The following is a 17,910-nucleotide window of genomic DNA, read 5'->3' on the forward strand; positions in this document are numbered from 1 at the left end:
GGGTTGATCACAGTCGGCTTCAAGCGGATCGCAAGGCGGACGGCCTATCTCTAGAAGTGATCACGTCACGTACCATCCCGGAGTTCCCTCATGCGCCTGCTCGCCTTCCTCGCCGCCCTGGCCCTCCCCCTCACCTTGGCCTCCCCGGCCGCCGCCGACCGCACGTCCTGGAAATGGGGGACCGTGTACTCCGCTGACGCCAAGGCCAGCGCCTGGGGCAAGGTGACGGTGGGCCAGTCCGGGTTCGTCGTCTCCGGCAACGTGCGGGACGTCCCCGGCAAGGCCTGCTCCTGGGTGATCGTCCGCGCCCAGAGTGCGAAGAACGGACGCTGGAAGACCCACGGCTTCTACTACTGCAAGCCCGGGGTCGGGACCTTCCGCAGGAGCTACGGGTACGTGCTGCAGATCAAGATCCAGGTCTGCCGGGGCACCGCCAAGCAGCCCACCGGGTCGTGCTCGAAGGCGAAGAGCATCTTCACCCAGGGCGGCTAGAGGTACTGCCAAACCGCTCTCAGCACGGGCGAGGGTGCGGAGGACCTGGCGGGCATGCCAGGGGATGTGGTCCGGTTTGACCGCATCCGGCCCCGGCTGGGTTCCTGGGCCGGGCGGCTTGTCTTCACCTCGCCGGTGGTCTTCGCTGTCTCCAGGTTCAGGAGATCGAGCCAACTGCCCTGGGATTACTCTTTGGCAAGCTATCCACCAGGCCACTCTCGGCGATCCCCCTGGGTGCCGAAGTCCTGTTCGGTACGCCAGTCCTCGCCGAGCGGAAAGTCTGAGGGGAAGATCGGGCAGGAGATTTCCCGGGTCAGAACCTGACAGAGGAAACCAGTGAGGGTTCCTCTGTAGTGCCACACCTGATGGCGTTCCGCTATCAAGACAGTCCACAGCGCGGGGTCAGGTCCAGTCAGCCACAAGCAGAAATCGCCGTTCACCGTGATGCCCCAGGGGAAGACCCCACCCGGCTCGGGGTAGACGAGAAAGGGCCCGTTCCAGTCCACGGGTACGGCGCCCTCCTCCGGCGTGTAAGAGTCAAGCCATCGCGGAGTCCAGGAGCGGGGGATGTCGAGCATCCGGTCGTTCCACGCGGTCCCGCTGGAGGCCGGGTGGAAGACGGACAGGAATTCGGCGATGACCAGGTCGGGGTAACGGGCGGTGAGTGCTCGATAGTCCGGAGGAAAGCGCAGGCCGTAGCGGTGATACAGCGCCTCCCAGTCGATGGGGGTCGGCTGTCCCTGAGGCGGCCCGATGATCTGTTCAAGCCGTGCAAGGGTCGTCATAGGTGACCGCTCCCCCTTCGACGTTCGGGATGCAGGCGTCGAGGAAGAATCCGTTCTCGCCGCTGGCCACTAAATGGATCTTGTCGGGCATCCGCTTGGACAGGTCCTGCTCGCTACCCTCAGGCGGGGAGTCCGTGTAGACAGGGGTTACGTAGTAGTAGAGATTCTCACCGTCCGTGACCGTGTCGTGGACCTTGTCCTCCTCCGGATCCATTAACTCTCGGTTGGCGAGCTGGAACATGGTGACGAGGTTGCGGGGCTCGGTGCCCGATCCACCGAGTTGATTGGCGAGCAGGTGGCCGCGCGCGTACCGCCACTCCTCGCTGCCAGGGATCCTCTCGTTCTGCTTGGGCCAGCCTGGCGGCTTGATGCCGGAGCTCGCCGGCGAGCCTTTCGGCATGGGGAAGCAGAGCTTGGCCCGCATCCCCGTACGACGTCCATGCTGTCCGATGTACCCGTAGTCCGGGGTGTTGCACGATTGCAGGTTGCCGCGGAGGCCGGGCACGTCATAGCGCTGATACCAGACGCCTGCGGTGCACTGACCCAGGCAGTCGGAAGTGCGGACACCCGACGTGGCGTCGTAGCTGAGGGACAGACTGCCGCCGGCCACGGGTTCGGTGACACTGCCGGTGAGGGTGTCGGAGACACCGCCTAGGGCGCCGTAGGAACCGAAGCCGATGAATCTGCCGTTCGCGTTCATCGCCGGTGCATAGTGGGCGCTTCCCTGAGCGACGGGAGTCCCCCATGTTCCGTGGGCGGTCACCTTCTTGGTGAAGGCAGTGAAGGGACCGTTGTGCCCTTGCATCGCCGAGAAAGTGAGCGTGGAGCCGTCAGCGGAGATGCTCGGCCAGTGGAAATTCTCGTACGGCTCGGCGCCGTCGATGACTTGGAGCGACGTCTCGTATTTCCGGCTGCTGTGGTGGAAGAGGTTGAGGTTCCACATGTCCTCTTGTCCGTTCGACCAGGTATAGGTGACGTACACCACGGTTTCGCCGTCCGCGGACATGTCTCCTCCGCTCCACACAAAGGTGGACTCGACGTTTTCCTCGTAGATTCGCTGAGCGATGGTGCGCCGGGGCCCGTCGCGTTCGGCGCGAATCAGTTCTTCGGCACCGGTCACGTCCGGGTCGGGCCGCGAGATCTTGAACAGGGCGATGTCGCCGTCCCCGCTGATGTTGCCGACCTCTACAGGTGTCACACCAGCGGTGCCGTCCTGGACGACCCACACGCCACCGTCGTCCACGTCGAACACGATCAGGTCGACATCGGCGTCCCAGACGGGCGGCCAGGAGGGACCCGGTTCACCGTCGGGCAGGGTGATGTACGCCGCGCGTGAGCCGTCCCATGTCACCGCGACTCCCCGCTGCGGATCGATCGGAGCCGGGGTACGGCCGTCCGAACGGCGTGAAACGAGTACGATCTCGCCAGTGTCGATGTCTTTGCGCAGCAGGTAGAGCACGTCGCTGTCGGGTTGATACGCCTCCGGCGGCATCAGGTTGCTGCCCGCTCGTACGGCGAAGAAGGCATACCGGCCATCACCGGAGATCTTCGGAGAGTAGTGGGCGCCAGCCCTTTTTGTGTCGGGATTGCCGTTCGCGTCGACGGCGAGGTTGCGCGTGTCGCCCTCGAGTCCCAGGCCCTTGGACGGGGTGACGATGATCGAGTCCGAGGGCGGGCTGACGGCGTTCTCACTGGTGGCGTAGACCTGAATGGCGTAGCGCACTTCGGCACTCAGACCGTGCACCGTCAAGCCACGTCCGGAAGGACTGGCGAGTGCCGTCACCGGTGTAAGTCCCTGGTCGAGCGGGGTGGCCGTCACCGCGAAGCCGGTGATGCCGACGAGGCTGTCAGGAGGCGGCTGCCAGCTGACGTTGGCAGATAGCGGAGCTCCCGCTGCCTTGACGTCCACCGGGGTGCCCGGGACGTGAGGGTCGACCTGGACAGTGGCCTCCGCAGTCGGGTCATCCACGCCGCCGTCGGTACGGGTGGCCCGGACTACGGCATAGCCGCCGGTGGGCGAAACGTAGATGCCGTTGGCATCGATGGAGCCGGGTCCTTTGACGACTTCCCAGCGCACCGGCCCGTCGGCGGCGTTGTGGGACACCGCGTCGAAATCCACCGGCTGGTTACGCCCAGTGATGGCGTGGGCCGGAGCTATGGAGACGCCGCGGAACGGACCGTCCGCGGTGTCGAGGGTGACGAACAGGTCTTTCGACGCTTGAGCCGGGGTGCAGGTGTCGAACCAGGAGAAGCAGCCCCGGATGACGGCTCCGGCGCGGATCCACCACCAAGGGTTGGCGGTGACATCGGCCCGGGCAGCCAGATAAGGGTTGGCCTCGACACCGATGCCGATGGTGCCGGCCAGCGAGACGAACTCCGATCCGGTCAGATCCAGCCTGGCCGATCCGGAACCGTCCAGAACTGGCGGGTCGGCGACGGTGCGGTCGGCGAAGACAGGGCTGACGCCGCCGTTGCGGCCTGAGATGGTCGCCTCCACTCCGGATGTGATGTGGGTGTTGCCGGCCAGTGTCAGCGCGCCGGAGGCGTCAGCGTGCGCAGTCGCGGTGAGAACGTGGGTGACCACGATGGGGATGCGGAGCCTGCCCACTTTAACCATTCTGTTGAATGTGTGCTTGCCGAGGCTGAACTGCCGGGTCCAGTCGGTCTGGTGGGTGGCCCGTACGCGGATGGGTCCGGTCAGTTGGTTGTGCAGGGCGACTCGGCCCGAGATCGTCCCAGCGTGGATCTTCAGGGCGTAGACCAGTTTCGGCCTCAGAACCAGGTCGGCGTCGAGGCGGCCGTCGGCTCCGATGCTCCGGTGGAGGGGAAAACGCAGCGGCGGCCCCGCGATCTCGCCGTCGGCGGCCCGCGTGGCCGGGGCGGCCAGGTCCTGGCTGCCGAGCGTGACCTCGCCTGCCAAGTCACCCTCGGTCAGGAGGTCGGTCAGCGTGGCGGGCACGGTGCTGAACGACAGCCGGTTGCCGGACGAACTCGCAGTGACGATCTTGCGAATCAACCCGTCGGGTGCCGCCTGAGTCGCAGGGATGATCACGTGCCTGCCGGGGGTCAACTCGTCCAGTTCGGCGGGTGCATTGTCGAAGATCAAGGTTCCGTCGTCGCGGGCCTCTGTGAGGGTCTGGGCGGCTGCCGGAGTCATCTGCCAGGTATCAGCCTTCATCCGTACGGTGGCGCGGATCGGCGCAGTGGTCGCGCTGGGCGGGCTCGTGCCGTCGGCGCTGGAGGCGGTGACGGTGAAGGTGTGCTCGATAGCGGGATCAAGGCCGGTGACGATAGCGCTGCAGCGTCCCTGCTGGCTGCTGCACTCCCCCTGGGTGACACCGATGCCACTGGGAGCGGCGAGGACGCGGTAGGAACTGATAGGGGCGCTGCCCACGAACGCGGGCGGGGTCCAGCTCACTTCAACCTGCCCATCGGCGATCGAAGTGGCCTCCAGGTCAGCAGGCGGCCCGGGAGCTTGACGAGCGGCGGGAGTGAGGCTGCCGGCGAGACTCGGCTCGCTCGTGCCGGTCGAGTTGGCTGCGGTCAGCCGTACATCGTAGGCGTTGCCGTTGGTCAGGCCCGTCAGCGTCCCATCGGTCGCGTCTGCCGGCAGATCCACCCTCGGACCGTCGGGGTGAGCCGACAGCGTGTATCCGGTCACCGATGTTCCGCCGTCGCCCGCGGGCAGCCACCGCACGATGATCCGACCGTCATCTGGCACGGCCTGCAGGATGATGGGCGGCAGCGGCGCCTGCCCGGGCTGTGGAGTGGCTCGCGCCGGAAGGGACGCCTGGCTGGCGCCGTTGCCGTTGACGGCCACGAGGGTGAACGCGTATTCGGCGCCGTTGTCCAGATTCTTAACCACGGCGGAAGTGACGTCGCCGGCGACCTCCACCGTCCGGTCGCTCGGCTGGATGGCGATCCGGTAGGTCGTGATCGCTTCACCACCGGACGGTGGCGGTGCCCAGGACAGGGTCACCTGCTCGTCGCCCGGATCGGCGTCGATGATCAGCGGCTGATCCGGGACCGGCAGCGGCTGTGGGCTGACGACGTTGGACACGGCCGACCAGGCGGAGTCTCCGGCGTCGTTGGTAGCTTTTACCTTGAAGCTGTAGCGCTGCCCGTTGGTCAGCCCGGTGAACAGGACCGTTGTCGTGCTCACCGTTTCGGTTCTGCCGGTGCTGGCCTCTGCCACCGTGTATGTGGTGATCGGCGAAGTGCCGGTGTCGGCAGGGGGGTTCCAACTGATGCTCACACTTCTGCTGGCCGCGGTGGCGATCACGTTCGTCGGTGTTCCAGGGATCTGTCCGACCTTGATAGAGGCTGAGGGCACGGAAGCAGGTGAGGATCCTGCGGCATTGACCGCGACGACGGTGAAGGTGTAGTCGGTACCGTTGGTCAGGCCCGTCACGACGGCACGGCGTTGGGAAGGCCCGACGCTGGTCTTCGCACCACCGGGTGAGGCCGTCACGACGTATCCGTTGATCGGTGAGCCGCCATCGTCGGCGGGTGCCTGCCAGGAGACCGTCGCCGAGGCATCGCCACCCGTCGCCGTGACCTCTGTCGGTGCGGCCGGTCTGCCGGCTGGGGTGAAGTAGGAGAAGGTGTCCACCGCCAGGGTGACGGCGGCGCTGCCGGTGTTCTTGACGGCGAATCTGCCGTCCGCGCCCAGCTTCACCGGCACGAAATTGGCCCAGTAGTCATTGGCCTGGAAGGCGATGGAGCCACCGCTCGGGATGCTCGACTGTCCCGAGGGATAGACGCGCAGGAGACCCCCGGCCGTGCTTCTCGCGGTCAGGTTCACCCCGACACCGCTCACGCCATCGCTGGGCACGCCGCCCTTTCCGAGCGGCGCGACCATGTAGACGCCTCCTGCGGGAACGGAGATGTTGTTGGCGATCCTGGCAGGATCGACCGGGATTTGGCTGGAGGGTGTTGCCGCTGCGGCAGGTAGCGCGAAATAGCCGGCAACATCCGCATACACGGTCAGAGCCGCAGAGCCGTTGTTGTTGACTGTGATCTTCCCGTCCGGCCCGGGAGCGACGATCACCAGGTTGGACAGGAAGGTCGGAGGGCGGTAATCGATGTTGGACCCGGTCGGCAGTGCGCTGCCGGAGGGATGGACGATCACCTTGCCGGAGCCGGTGCTTCTGACGATCAGGGTCAGCGCCACGAAGGCCACGCCGTCCGACGGGATGCCGCCCACCCCCACGGCCGTGTACGAGGCGCTGGAATTGGCCGGCACGGTCTGGTTGCTGACTATCCGGGACGTGTTCAGCGGTACGTAGGACGCCCCCTCGGGGGTGGTGGGCGTGCTGGTGAAATAGCCATGGATATCGGCGTAAACGTTCACCGTGGCTGATCCGGTGTTTTTCACCTTGATCTGACCGTCGGCGCCCACCTTCACCATCAGTAGGTGGTCGTCCCATACTCCTGCCCGGTAACGTGCGCCGGTGACCGCAGGCACTGTCGCCAGGGAGGAAGGGAAAGCGATGAGCCCTCCGGGGGAGCTGGCGCCCTTGGCGGCCACGTTCAGCGCCACGGTCGAGACACCGCTCGCCGGAACATCGTCCAGCCCCGTGACCTTGATGGTCACGGTGCCGCCGGCCTCGACCGGGGCGTTCCGCAGCACGCGTACCCGCGCCACATGAAATTGCCCCGGCCTCGGTGAGACCTGGGGCCTGGCGTGAGCGGTGGATACGGGTTTCGCCTGCACGTGCTGTGCCCGGGCGGACGCCGGCATCGCGACCAACACTGATAGCACGACTGTCAACGACAGAATCCCTCGTGTTATCGCTGATCCTCGCCGCAGCATTCTCTGGATCGAAGTCCATAAGTACACGAAAGAAGGCCCTGAAACACTACGGTCGGCACGCACCTTTTCACCCTTCGCCACCACGGGCACCGCCCGCACAACAGACAGCGAAAGCATGGGAGAAATGCCACATCGAGCGCATCTGCCACAGCGCCGATCACTGAATCTTGTGGATCCGCGTATCTCGAAGCGGTAGCTACGCGTTCCGGCTTAGGCCGATGAGACCACTCTTGTAGGCGAAGACGACGATTTGTACGCGATCGCGAAGGTCGAGTTTAGCTAGTATGTGGCTCACATGAGTCCGGACAGTCCCCTCGGACAGGCACATACGCGCCGCGATCTCGGCATTGGACATACCGTTGGCGATCTCTGCCAGCACCTCGCGTTCGCGCCTACTGAGTATGTTGGCCCGCTGGTCAAGTGTTGGATCCAGACTCACATCCCCCGCGCATGACTGGAAATGCGAGATAAGCCGTTTGGTGGCAGACGGCGCGATAATCGCCCCGCCCGCGTGCACTACCCGGATGGCCTCGACCAAAGACCGTGGCCCGGTGCTCTTCAGCAGGAAGCCGCTCGCTCCCGCTCTGATCGCATCGAAGACATACTCGTCCAGGTCGAAAGTGGTCAGGATAAGGACTTGCGGTCCGCCACGGGCATATATACGGCGAGTCGTCTCAATCCCATCCAAGTCCGGCATACGAATGTCCATCACCACCACGTCCACCACCAGGCTCTCCAAGAGCTCAAGAACCTCCTGGCCGTCCCCTGCCTCACCGACGACTTCGATGCCACGCTCACGGCGCAGGACCAGTCGCACTCCGGTCCGGACCAGTTCCTGATCGTCAGCCAGCAGGACGCGGATCGCATCGGCCACGGGTCACATCCATCGCAGAGTCGCCTCGACCAGGAACCCTCCTGCGGGCAGCGCTCTCGTGTCAGCTGTACGACCGAACATCGCGGTTCGCTCACACATGCCGATCAGACCGAACCCGGCTCCGTCCAACCCTCGGCTCAGGGACTCTCGGTAGCCTCCGTCGTGGACGATGCGAACGTGCAGCCCATCGTCGGCGTGATGAACTAAAACCTGTGGCATCGGCTTCCTTCCCGGAAGGCTTCAGCGTGTTGGTCAGGGCTTCCTGCACGATCCGGTAGGCAGCCCGGCCGAACCGAGCGGCACTTGACAGATTTGTCCTACGGTGCGCAACCGTACTTGGTTCGGCAGTCGCTCGGCCAGATCTTGAATTCGACACTGGGCTCCGGCGTTGGTGGCGCCGCACCCGCCTGGTCGTCTGCCCCGACCAAGGCATTGCCGCCCACTACGCCGAATCGAGCGACTTCGGGCTGACCGGCTACCGCGCCTGCACCGACCTCGACCAGCTCGAGACCTGGGCCACCCGCGCGGTCACCGCCCACACCCTCGACGACCTGTTCGACGGACCGGGAGACCAACGCGGCTCATGCAGGAGCGGCGGACCGTTCAAGGGGCGCTGGGCGGTTCGGTTCCGTACGCCTCGTGCAGCATTCGTACGAAAGACGGCGCCTCAGGCAGGGAGGTCGAGGCGATCCGCTGTACAGGCACCCCCGGCGTCCACGAGTTCATGACCACGGCCCCGGCCAACGCCGGTAGGTCGGTGAGCCTGATCTCCTGAACCCGTTGGGGGACGCCGAGCCGGTCCAACTGCCGACGGACGATGGCCATCGTGGTGCCGCCCAGCATCTCGGCCTCCGGCCACACCACCGCGGTCCCGTCCCAGAAGGCCAGGTTCCAGATGGACCCTTCGCTGAGCCGGCCGCGGCGGTCGAGGAAGGCGGCGTCGTCGAAGCCGCGGGCGACGGCCTGGCGCAGGAAGTACGTCTTGGCCACCTCGCCGACGTGTTTCACGGCGGGGAGGACCCGTTCGTGCTCGACCGCCGCCAGCGAGAGCGGCCCTCGGGGGCCGGACGCGGGCGGGCCGGTGCGCACCAAGAGCGAAGGCTCCAGGTCGGTCGCGGTGAACTCGCCCGCCGGGGAGTACACGGTGGCCGTCAGGGAGAGGTCGGCCGGGCCTGCCAGGAGGGCCGACCGCAGCCGGGCCCGAACCTGATCGTCGGGGAGTGCCCGGCCGAACAGCTCCATGGAGGCGGATCGCAGCCTCTCCAGGTGGAGGTCGAGACCTCGTACGCGACCTCCCCTGACCTGCATGGCGGTGAAGTGGGCGTAGCCCGCGAAGGCGAGCGGCGCCAGCTCCGCGGCGGTCGCCGGGTGGCCGTCGCGGTGGACGACGAAAGAGGACATGGCTTGCTCCAGGGGTGATGACGCGGGCCGGAATGCCCGTTCGACGAGGCGACGTTATGGCTTCACACCGATGGAAAGGTCAACTCATGCTGATCGGGGAGCTGTCCCGGCTGACCGGGGTACGCCCGAGGATGCTGCGCTACTACGAGGAGCAGGGACTGCTCGACGTCAGCCGCGCCGCCAACGGCTACCGCCGTTACGGCGAGGATGCCGTCGTCACCGTGCGGCAGGTGCGCGCGCTGTTGAAGGCGGGTCTGTCCACCGAGGTGATCCGTACGGTGCTGCCGTGCGCGCGGGGCGAGCGGCCGGAGTTCGACTGGTGCGCGGAGCTGTGGGACATACTCAACGGGGAGCTGGCGGCCATGGACGAGCGCATCGACGACCTCCAGCGCAACCGGAGCACGCTCGCCGGCCTCCTCATGCGATAGGTAAACGACCAGTAACCCTCCTGCATGGTAGGGAATAGGCCCCGCGCGGGCGGGGTTGTCGCGGGCATGGCAACTCTTGGATTGATCGGCAGTGGCAACATCGGTGGCACGCTCGCCCGTCTCGCCGTCGATGCCGGTCTCGACGTCGTCCTGAGCAACTCGCGCGGCCCGGAGACCCTGGCCTCGCTCGTCGAGGAGCTCGGCCCGCGCGCCCGCGCCGCCACGCCGGCCGAGGCCGCGGCCGCCGGCGACTGGGTGGTGGTGACGATCCCGCTGCGCGGCATCGGCCAGGTGCCGGCGGAGCCGCTGGCCGGGAAGGTCGTGCTGGACACCGGCAACTATTATCCGCAGCGCGACGGGCGGATCCCGGAGCTCGACGCGGAGGAGACCACGACCAGCGAGCTGCTCCAGCGGCAGTTGCCCGGGGCCAAGGTGGTCAAGGCCTTCAACAACATCTACTTCAAGCATCTGGCCTCGCTCCCCCGCCCGGCGGGCGCCCCCGACCGGACGGCGCTGCCGATCGCGGGGGACGACGCCGGGGCCAAGGCCGCCGCGACCGAACTGCTGGACACGCTCGGGTTCGACGTGGTCGACGCGGGGCCGCTGGCGGAGGGGTGGCGGTTCCAGCGGGACACCGCCGCGTACGTGGTGCCGTACGCGCACGCGCCGCAGGGCGCCGGGATCTCCGCGGACGACCCGGGCTCCCCCGCCGGGGCCGACGAGCTGCGCACCGCGCTGGCCGCGGCGCTCCGTTACCGCGACATGGAGTGACTCACGGCCCGCTCTTCGCCAGCAGTTCGCGGGCCAGGACGTCGCCCCACCAGTTCTCGACGCGGTCGGGTGACCAGCCGCGCTCGCCGGTGAGCACGGCGTAGACGTCGATGTTGCAGATGGCGGCGTAGACGTCGACGGCCGTCGCCACGTCCAGGCCGGCCCGCAGGACCCCGTCCGGCCACGACGAGAACACGTGGACGCGGGTCTCGTCGGCGCGGCGGCGGCCGTCGCTGTAGAGGGTGGCCAGGTCCGGCTCCGTGCGTGCCGCTTCCCGTACGAGCATGATGATGTCGCCCGAGCGCTCGTACAGCCGGCGGTCGAAGCCGGCCATCGCGCCGAGCTGCCGTGCCGGGTCCGCGGCGGGGTCTTCGAGCTCGGCCAGCAGGTGCGGCACGTCGCCGCTCAGGTCGGCGGCGTCGGCCAGTGCCCGTGCCAGGCCGGTCTTGTTGCCGTACGTCGCGTAGACGGTCGGCACGGAGACGCCCGCCTCGCGTGCCACGTCGCGCACCGTGGTCTGGGCCCACCCCCGGGTGAGGAAGAGCGTACGGGCGGCCCGGGCGATCTCCGCCCGGGTTTCCAGCGCCTGGGTGGTGCGGCGCAACGACTCGTAGCGACGCCGCTCCTGCTCCTCGCTCATGATCCCCCATTTGGCTTTACGGTGCCTATAATCAATATAAGTGGCGTCGAATCGCAGGTGCCACGACGGCCAAGCTAGCGGAGGTGCGTACGTGAGACTTGTGATCTTCGGGGCCAACGGCCAGACCGGCCGGATCGCCACCGCCCAGGCGCTCGCCGAAGGCCATGCCGTCACCGCGGTGACCCGGCATCCGGAGGAGTTCCCCCTGGACGATCCCGGGCTGGCGGTGGTGAAGGCGGACGCGCGGGACGGCGCCGCGGTGGACCGGGTCGTGGCCGGGCACGACGCGGTGATCTCGACACTCGGAGTCCCGTACGGCTCGGCGGACACCACGACGGCCTCCGAGGCCGTTGCGGCCATCGTCGCGGCCATGACCGCCCACGGGCTCCGGCGGCTGGTCATGGTCACCTCGACCGGCGTGCCGATGAAACCCCCGCCCGGCGAGACGCTCTTCTACCGAAAGGTGATCATGCCGTGGCTGCTCAGGCTGGGACGTCCGCTGTACGAGGACGCGGGGCGCGCGGAGGAGATCGTGGCGCGCAGCGACCTCGACTGGACCGTCATCCGTCCCGCGGGCTTGTTCGACCGCACCGGCGTCACCGATTACACCGTCGGCCTCCCGCAGTTGGTCGGCCGGTTCACCTCCCGCCGTGACCTGGCGGACGCGCTCATCCGGGAAGCCGTCGAAGACCGCAACCCACGCGCCGTCGTCGAGGTCATCACCACCGAAGGCACCCCGAACCTTTACCGCATGCTCGTGAAGGAAGCGCTGCACATCGGATGACCCCGGAAACAGAACGGGCACGACCCCCCTTGGCAAGGGTCGTGCCCGTTCGTCAGCCCGGCGCCTGGGGCGTCACCGTGACGCTCCCCCCATGGAACGAAGTTTTCTGACGGTGACTGCGCCGGCCGCTGGGATGTGACGTCGTCAGGTGACGTCCATGCACCACATCGGCTTGCCGTCGATGGTGCAGGGGTACCAGATGTCCGGCGGCCTGGCCTGGGCCGATCCGGCGGCGAGGGACAGTGCGGCCGCGGAGATCACCGCCACGGCGGCGATCCGGCGAACCGCGCGCCCGAAGGCGCCGTTCTTGTTGTTGTCGGTCATGGTGAGGATTACATCGGGCCGCTCTTGTGACGCTCTTGGAACCGGCTGGGAACGGGATGCAAGTCAGAGCCAGTAGACCGCCAGCAGGGCGATGGCGAAGGCCAGGGCGATGAAGGGGACGGTTCTCGGCTGACGGGCGGCTTCGCGGCGGGAGGAGATCACCAGCACGACGATCAGGGCCAGCGCCACCACCAGGTGCACCCCGTACCACCAGATGGTGGACACCTCGCCCAGCAAGGTCCTGCTGAGCAGGTCGTCGACGGTCGCGTAGCCGGACAGGGTGGCGGCCATGGCCAGGCCGAACGCCGCGAGCGCGTACCGGTGCCGGGCGACCAGGAGCCAGACGAAGGTGCCGAAGGCGAGGACAGGCCAGGACTGGAGGTGCACCTGCCGCAGGAGCAGCCCGCCGGGCACGTCGAAGCTGATCCGCAGGGACGAGCTGTAGGCCTCGCTCATGGGGACGCCCTGCAACGGCGCGTACGAGCCGTCGTAGACGATCGTGTGGTCACCGGGTGTGAAGTGGTATGCCAGGAAGGCTCCGGTGACGACGGCGAACAGGAAGATGAAGATCAACGTGTCGCCGATTAATTGGCCCGCTCGCTCCATTCGCCATATCCCACCACAAGAGAGACGCTCGCGTATGCGGTTGAGAGGGCGGTGCATGGACGGTCCCGGCCCGTACGCACACGATGAGGGCATGCTGGTTCTGCCGCTCATCGCCCTCGTGCTGCACGGCGCCCTCGCGGGCCTCTTCTACGCCTTCTCCATGTCCGTCATGCCGGCGCTCAACGCCGTCGAGCCCGCTCAGGCCGAGACGGTGATGCGGAGCGTCAACAAGAAGATCCTCAACCCCTGGCTCTACGTCGCGTTCCTCGGGGCGCCGGTCGCGGCGCTGGTCGCCGGGCTGTTCGCCGACGGGCCGGCCGCGGTCTGGTTCTTCGCCGCCGCCGGGGTGAACTTCGTCGGCTCCTTCGTGGTCACCGTGGCGATCAACGTGCCGATGAACAACGCCGTCGACGCGGGCACGATGCCGTGGAGGGAGTACTCGCCGCGGTGGACCGCCTGGAACACGGTCCGGGCCGCGGCGTCCCTGGCCGGCCTCGCCCTGGTGGGCGTCGGCCTGGCCTGGCTCTAGCGCCAGCGGGACTTGCCGTCGAGGTAGCGGCCGGCGTCCTCCAGGCTCTCCGGCTGGTACGGGGTGAAGAGGTTGGGGGCGAAGCGGCTCCGGTACGCGTCGAAGATGTGCTTGTACATGTCCCAGTGGATGTCCGGCTGGCGGTGGCGGGCGCGGTGGGCGGCGATGGGGATCTGGGCGACGACGAGCTTCTCGAACTTGCTGTCCGCCGCCGCGATGACGTTGCCGTCCGGGCCGTAGACGGCCGAGCCGCCCGCGCCCGTGTCCTCGAAGTACGGGGTGTCGCGCGGCAGGAGCGAGTTGTTGACGATCGCGGTGTAGACGCGGTTGTGCAGGGCGGAGGCGCGCACGTCGATCTCGTTGAAGCTGCCGCTGGCGGTGCGGAGGAAGACCTCGGCGCCCTTGACGGCGGCGGCGCGGAAGAGCTCGGGCTCCAGCTGGGTGGACGACATGGAGATGTTGCCCAGCGGGGTGCGGGCGACGGGCACGACCTCGTCGATGCCGTACTTCTCGATGTACTCGTCCAGCACGTCGTAGACGGTGGTGGTGAACAGTTCGACGCCGCCGAAGACGCCCTTGACGTTACGGGCCTTCCAGTGCTTGGCGACGATCTCGCCGTCCGGGCCGATGAGCGTGGTGATGCTGAGCACGTGGCCGGGCCAGTCGGGGTCGCGGACGTACGCGCCGAAGGCGATGTAACAGTTGTGCTGACGGGCCTTGGCGGAGATGGCCTCCGACTCGGGGCCGGGCAGCTCGATGCAGCGCCGCTCGGCTTCGGCCTTGGTCCAGTTGTCCCAGCCGCTGATCGGGAACTCGTGGAAGAACAGCAGGTCGGGCCGGTAGCCGAAGGGGGTGTGGAAGCAGTTGTCGATCAGGTGGAGCATGTGGTCGAGGTTGGCCCGCATGCCGGACGGGTCGGGCGTCGGGTTCACGGTCGACTGGACGACGCCGAGGGTCCAGACGTCCTTGGCCAGGTCGGCGGTGGGATAGAGGCCGTCGGTGTGCTGGGTCATGCGGTCTCCTCGTGGATGCAGGCGATCAGGCGGCCGTCGGGCGCGGGTTCGAGCGCGGGATCGGTGGCCTCGCAGGCGGTGGTGGCCAGCGGGCAGCGGGTGTGGAAGCGGCAGCCGGGCGGCGGGGCCAGCGCGGAGGGCACCTCACCGGTGAGCGGCGCCGCCGGTGGGCGGCCGGGGTCGGGCACGGCGGCGAGCAGCGCCCGGGTGTAGGGGTGGCGGGGGTCGTCGAAGACCTGGTCGGCGGTGCCGGTCTCGACGAAGCGGCCGAGATACATGACGGCGACGTCGTCGGCCAGGTGCCGGGCGATGTCGATCTCGTGGGTGATGAGCACGTAGCTGAGCCCGAGGCGTTGCCGCAGGTCCTGGAGCAGGTTCACGAGCAGCGCCTTGACGCTGACGTCGAGGCTGGCGGTGGGCTCGTCGAGCACGAGGACCTTCGGCTCGACGGCGAGCGCGCGGGCGACGGTGACGCGCTGCAGCTCGCCGCCGCTGACGCCGCCGGGCCTGCGGCCGAGGTACTCCTCGGTGAGGCCGACCAGGTCGAGCAGCTCGCGGACGCGGGCGTCGCGGGCCGCGCGGCCGGGGTGCAGGCCGTGCACGGCGAGCGGCTGGCGCAGCGCGTGCCCGATGCTCTTGCGCCGGTTCAGCGCCGACCAGGGGTTCTGCGACACGAGCTGGATGGCGCGGCGGTCGGCCTTCTCGCTGCCCTGCACCTGGATGCGGCCTTCGGTGGGTTCGGCGAGCCGGACGAGCATGCGGGCGATGGTCGACTTGCCGCAGCCGGACTCGCCGATGACGGCGAGCGTCCTGCCCTGCGGCACCTCGAAGGTGACGCCGTCGACGGCGCGCAGAGTCCTGCCTCCGCCGGTGCGGTAGTGCTTGACGAGACCTTCGGCGCGGACCGCGATCATGCGGACTCCTCTGCCACGTGGCAGCGCACCAGCGACTCTCCCACCGTACGGACCTCCGGGTTCTCCTCGTGACAGCGCTCGGCGACGGACGCGCAGCGCGGCGCGAACGGGCATCCGGCGAGCCGGTTGGCGCCGGTGACGGTGCCGGGGATGGTGCGCAGCGGCTCGCCCCTGCGGTGCCGGCTCGGCATCGCGTCCAGCAGGGCCCGCGTGTACGGGTGGCGCGGCGTCGCGAACAGTTCGGCGGCGGGGGCCAGCTCGACCAGGCGGCCCGCGTACATCACCCCGATGCGGTCGCTGACCTGCGAGATCACGCCGAGATCGTGGCTCACGAAGATCATCGAGCAGCCGATCTCGTCGCGCAGGTCCAGCAGCAGCCGCAGCACCTGGGCCTGCACGGTGGCGTCCAGCGTGGTGGTGGGCTCGTCGGCGAGCAGCAGGTCGGGCCGCTTGCCGATGGCCGCCACGGCGATGAGCAGGCGTTGCAGCTGTCCGCCGGAGAACTCGTGCGGGTAGCCGTCGAGCCGGTCGAGCACCGCGCCGAGCCCGACGCCGGCGAGCAGCTCCTTGAGCCGCCCGTCGGCGAGCCCGTCGAGGTGCCAGCGCAGCTGCCGGCCGACGGGCGTGACCGGCGAGAGCGAGGTCATGGGCCGTTGCGGGATCAGCCCGATGCGGTCGCCCCGCAGCTTGCGCATGCCGTCCTCGCGCAGCCTGACGAGGTCGGCGCCGTCGAAGGCGAGGCGCCCGGCGTCGAGGCGCGCGTTGCGCGGCAGCATCCGCGTCAGCGCGGTGAGCAGTGTGCTCTTGCCCGACCCCGACTCGCCGACCAGCCCGAGGATCTCGCCGCGGGCGAGGTCGAAGGAGACCTCGCGCACGGCGGGCACGTCGCCCTCCCGGGTACGGAAGGCGACCCCCAGGTCCCTGACCGACAGCAGCGCGCTCATCAGGTGAACTGCACGGCGGGGACGCTGATGCGGCTGACGCTCATGCCCGGCTCGTCGAGCGGTGAGACGTCGGTGCGCTGCGCCACGAGCATCTTCGGGTAGACGGGCGGGATGATGATCGCGTCCGCCGCCAGCAGGCCGTTGATCTGCTTGCACAGCTCGGCCCGCTCCGTCTCGTCGTCGGCGGCCCAGGCCTGGCCGAGCAGCTTGTCCACTTCCTCGTTCTTGTAACCGAAGTTCAGCGGATACGCCGAGTTGGTCACGTTCAGGAGGGAGAAGGCGGTGCGCCCGGCGCCGAAGCCGGTCTCGAAGCTGTTCATCACCAGGTCGAACTTGCCCGACGCCCACTTCTGCACCCAGGGGCCGACGTCGAGGGTCTCCAGCGTGCAGGTGATGCCGGCCTGCTTCCAGCCTTCGACGAGCACCTGGCCGATGTTCTTCATCATGGCGTCGCTGGTGATCGTCAGGGTGAACTTCAGGTCACTCGCGCCGGCCTCGGCCAGCAGCGCCTTGGCCTTCTCGTGGTCGGGGGCCTCGCCGTAGATCTGCAGGGACGGGTCGTGGCCCTCGACGGCGGGGCCGATGGGGCCCTGCGCGATGGTGGCGGTGCCCGCGTACGCGACGTCGCGCACGCCCTTGCGGTCCATCGCGTACGCGAGCGCCTGCCGCACCTTGACGTCGTCGAAGGGTGCTTTGTTGGCCGTGAAGTAGGTGATGATGTCGCTGGGCGCGTCGACCTCGTGCACCTTGACCTGCGCGTCCTGCTTGAGCAGGGCCACGCTCTCCGGCGTGACGTCGGTCATGATGTGGATCTTGCCTTCGCGCAGGTTGACCAGGCGGGTGGCGGGGTCGGGCACCGCCTGGAAGACGACGCTCGCGAGGGCGGGCTTGTCGCCGTGGTAGGAGTCGTTGCGGCTCAGCTCGACCGACTGGCCCTGGGTCACCTTCTCGATCGTGAAGGGGCCGGTGCCCATGGTGGTGTCGGTCTTGGCGACGAAGTCCTTGTGGATGATCGGCAGGTTGGTGAGGTGGGCGCGGAGCACGCCGTAGCGGGCGGTCAGGGTGATCTTCACGGTGTGGTCGCCGTCCGCCTCGGCGTCCTTGACGTAGCCGGCGAAGAAGACCGTCCAGTCGCTGGTGGACTTGGGGTCGGAGACGAACTTCAGCGCGGCCACGACGTCCGCCGCGGTCAGCGGGTCGCCGTTGGCGAAGGTCACGCCCTCCTTGAGCTTGATGGTCCAGGTGAGGCCGTCGTCGGAGATCTCCGGCTCGCCATCGGCGAGCAGCGGCACGGACTTCAGCGACGCGTCGTGGGTGTAGAGCGACTCCACCACGGGGTCGGTGATCCAGTGGACCCGGCTGGAGGTGGTGTAGAGCGGGTTCAGGTAGTCGGAGATGGAGGTGACGCCGAACGCCAGCTTGGTCGGCTTCGGGCCCCGGGAGGCGGCCGGGGCCGGGGTCCCCGACGTGCCGCATGCCGTCACGGCCAGCGAGCCCGCAGTGAGCAGGCCGGCCATCGCCAGGAAGCGGCGGCGGCCGATGATCGCTTCATTCATCACGATGTTTCCTTCAGAGGTGGAGGTGGTGAGG

16 protein-coding genes are annotated in these 17,910 nt (G+C 68.1%); 5 read left to right on the forward strand and 11 right to left on the reverse strand.

All coding sequences use genetic code 11. The features are described from left to right. Positions 1-90 precede the first annotated feature (90 nt). Positions 91-492 (forward strand): hypothetical protein, encoded by a 402-nt coding sequence (locus tag AB0K05_RS29905; protein ID WP_364233737.1) that lies wholly within the window; start codon positions 91-93, stop codon positions 490-492. 200 nt (positions 493-692) lie between these two features. Here AB0K05_RS29905 and AB0K05_RS29910 read toward each other — a convergent pair whose 3' ends face one another. From AB0K05_RS29910 to AB0K05_RS29925, 4 genes are all read right to left on the reverse strand, one after another. Then, positions 693-1,277 carry a hypothetical protein gene (locus tag AB0K05_RS29910; RefSeq protein ID WP_364233524.1) on the reverse strand — a complete coding sequence of 195 codons (585 nt, stop codon included), beginning with the start codon at positions 1,275-1,277 and terminating at the stop codon, positions 693-695. After that, a complete protein-coding gene (locus AB0K05_RS29915; protein WP_364233526.1) occupies positions 1,255-6,909 on the reverse strand; it encodes a fibronectin type III domain-containing protein in 5,655 nt (1,884 codons plus the stop codon). Before AB0K05_RS29915 ends, AB0K05_RS29910 begins: the two co-directional genes overlap by 23 nt. Positions 6,910-7,288: 379 nt before the next feature. Next, positions 7,289-7,966 carry a response regulator transcription factor gene (locus AB0K05_RS29920; RefSeq protein ID WP_364233529.1) on the reverse strand — a complete coding sequence of 226 codons (678 nt, stop codon included), beginning with the start codon at positions 7,964-7,966 and terminating at the stop codon, positions 7,289-7,291. A gap of 603 nt (positions 7,967-8,569) precedes the next feature. Continuing rightward, on the reverse strand, positions 8,570-9,367 hold the full coding sequence (locus AB0K05_RS29925; protein ID WP_364233531.1) for an aminotransferase class IV family protein: 798 nt from the start codon (positions 9,365-9,367) through the stop codon (positions 8,570-8,572). An 86-nt stretch (positions 9,368-9,453) separates the two neighbouring features. Here AB0K05_RS29925 and AB0K05_RS29930 point away from each other — a divergent pair, with 86 nt between their 5' ends. Further along, a complete protein-coding gene (locus tag AB0K05_RS29930) occupies positions 9,454-9,795 on the forward strand; it encodes a MerR family transcriptional regulator (protein ID WP_148035035.1) in 342 nt (113 codons plus the stop codon). A 66-nt stretch (positions 9,796-9,861) separates the two neighbouring features. Beyond that, entirely contained in the window at positions 9,862-10,566 is a 705-nt protein-coding gene (locus AB0K05_RS29935) for an NAD(P)-binding domain-containing protein (protein WP_148035036.1), read from the forward strand. 1 nt (position 10,567) lies between these two features. On the opposite strand, the gene AB0K05_RS29940 is transcribed toward AB0K05_RS29935, so the two are convergent. Then, complete coding sequence (locus AB0K05_RS29940) at positions 10,568-11,206, reverse strand: helix-turn-helix domain-containing protein (protein ID WP_364233534.1); 639 nt, start codon at positions 11,204-11,206, stop codon at positions 10,568-10,570. 91 nt (positions 11,207-11,297) lie between these two features. On the opposite strand from AB0K05_RS29940, the gene AB0K05_RS29945 reads away from it, so the two are divergent. Next, a complete protein-coding gene (locus tag AB0K05_RS29945; RefSeq protein WP_271276159.1) occupies positions 11,298-11,990 on the forward strand; it encodes an NAD(P)H-binding protein in 693 nt (230 codons plus the stop codon). Between the two features lie 144 nt (positions 11,991-12,134). Here the strand turns inward: AB0K05_RS29945 and AB0K05_RS29950 are convergent, their stop codons facing one another. Then, positions 12,135-12,314: a hypothetical protein gene (locus AB0K05_RS29950; RefSeq protein ID WP_148035039.1), complete on the reverse strand. Its 180-nt coding sequence runs from the start codon at positions 12,312-12,314 to the stop codon at positions 12,135-12,137. A gap of 63 nt (positions 12,315-12,377) precedes the next feature. After that, positions 12,378-12,887 carry a hypothetical protein gene (locus AB0K05_RS29955; protein ID WP_345482971.1) on the reverse strand — a complete coding sequence of 170 codons (510 nt, stop codon included), beginning with the start codon at positions 12,885-12,887 and terminating at the stop codon, positions 12,378-12,380. A 124-nt stretch (positions 12,888-13,011) separates the two neighbouring features. On the opposite strand from AB0K05_RS29955, the gene AB0K05_RS29960 reads away from it, so the two are divergent. Beyond that, positions 13,012-13,449 carry an anthrone oxygenase family protein gene (locus AB0K05_RS29960; protein ID WP_271276161.1) on the forward strand — a complete coding sequence of 146 codons (438 nt, stop codon included), beginning with the start codon at positions 13,012-13,014 and terminating at the stop codon, positions 13,447-13,449. Here AB0K05_RS29960 and AB0K05_RS29965 read toward each other — a convergent pair. From AB0K05_RS29965 to AB0K05_RS29980, 4 genes are read right to left on the reverse strand one after another with little or no spacing between them, the layout of a single operon-like run. Further along, a complete protein-coding gene (locus AB0K05_RS29965; RefSeq protein ID WP_364233537.1) occupies positions 13,446-14,462 on the reverse strand; it encodes a nitrilase-related carbon-nitrogen hydrolase in 1,017 nt (338 codons plus the stop codon). The genes AB0K05_RS29960 and AB0K05_RS29965 overlap by 4 nt on opposite strands. Next, on the reverse strand, positions 14,459-15,376 hold the full coding sequence (locus AB0K05_RS29970) for an oligopeptide/dipeptide ABC transporter ATP-binding protein (protein WP_271276163.1): 918 nt from the start codon (positions 15,374-15,376) through the stop codon (positions 14,459-14,461). Before AB0K05_RS29970 ends, AB0K05_RS29965 begins: the two co-directional genes overlap by 4 nt. Continuing rightward, on the reverse strand, positions 15,373-16,320 hold the full coding sequence (locus tag AB0K05_RS29975) for an ABC transporter ATP-binding protein (protein WP_364233541.1): 948 nt from the start codon (positions 16,318-16,320) through the stop codon (positions 15,373-15,375). The genes AB0K05_RS29970 and AB0K05_RS29975 overlap by 4 nt, the downstream gene beginning before the upstream one ends. Next, positions 16,320-17,876: an ABC transporter substrate-binding protein gene (locus AB0K05_RS29980; protein WP_364233543.1), complete on the reverse strand. Its 1,557-nt coding sequence runs from the start codon at positions 17,874-17,876 to the stop codon at positions 16,320-16,322. Before AB0K05_RS29980 ends, AB0K05_RS29975 begins: the two co-directional genes overlap by 1 nt. Positions 17,877-17,910: the final 34 nt, after the last annotated feature.

It is taken from the genome of Nonomuraea sp. NPDC049486, assembly GCF_040676925.1.
GTDB lineage: Bacteria > Actinomycetota > Actinomycetes > Streptosporangiales > Streptosporangiaceae > Nonomuraea > Nonomuraea ferruginea.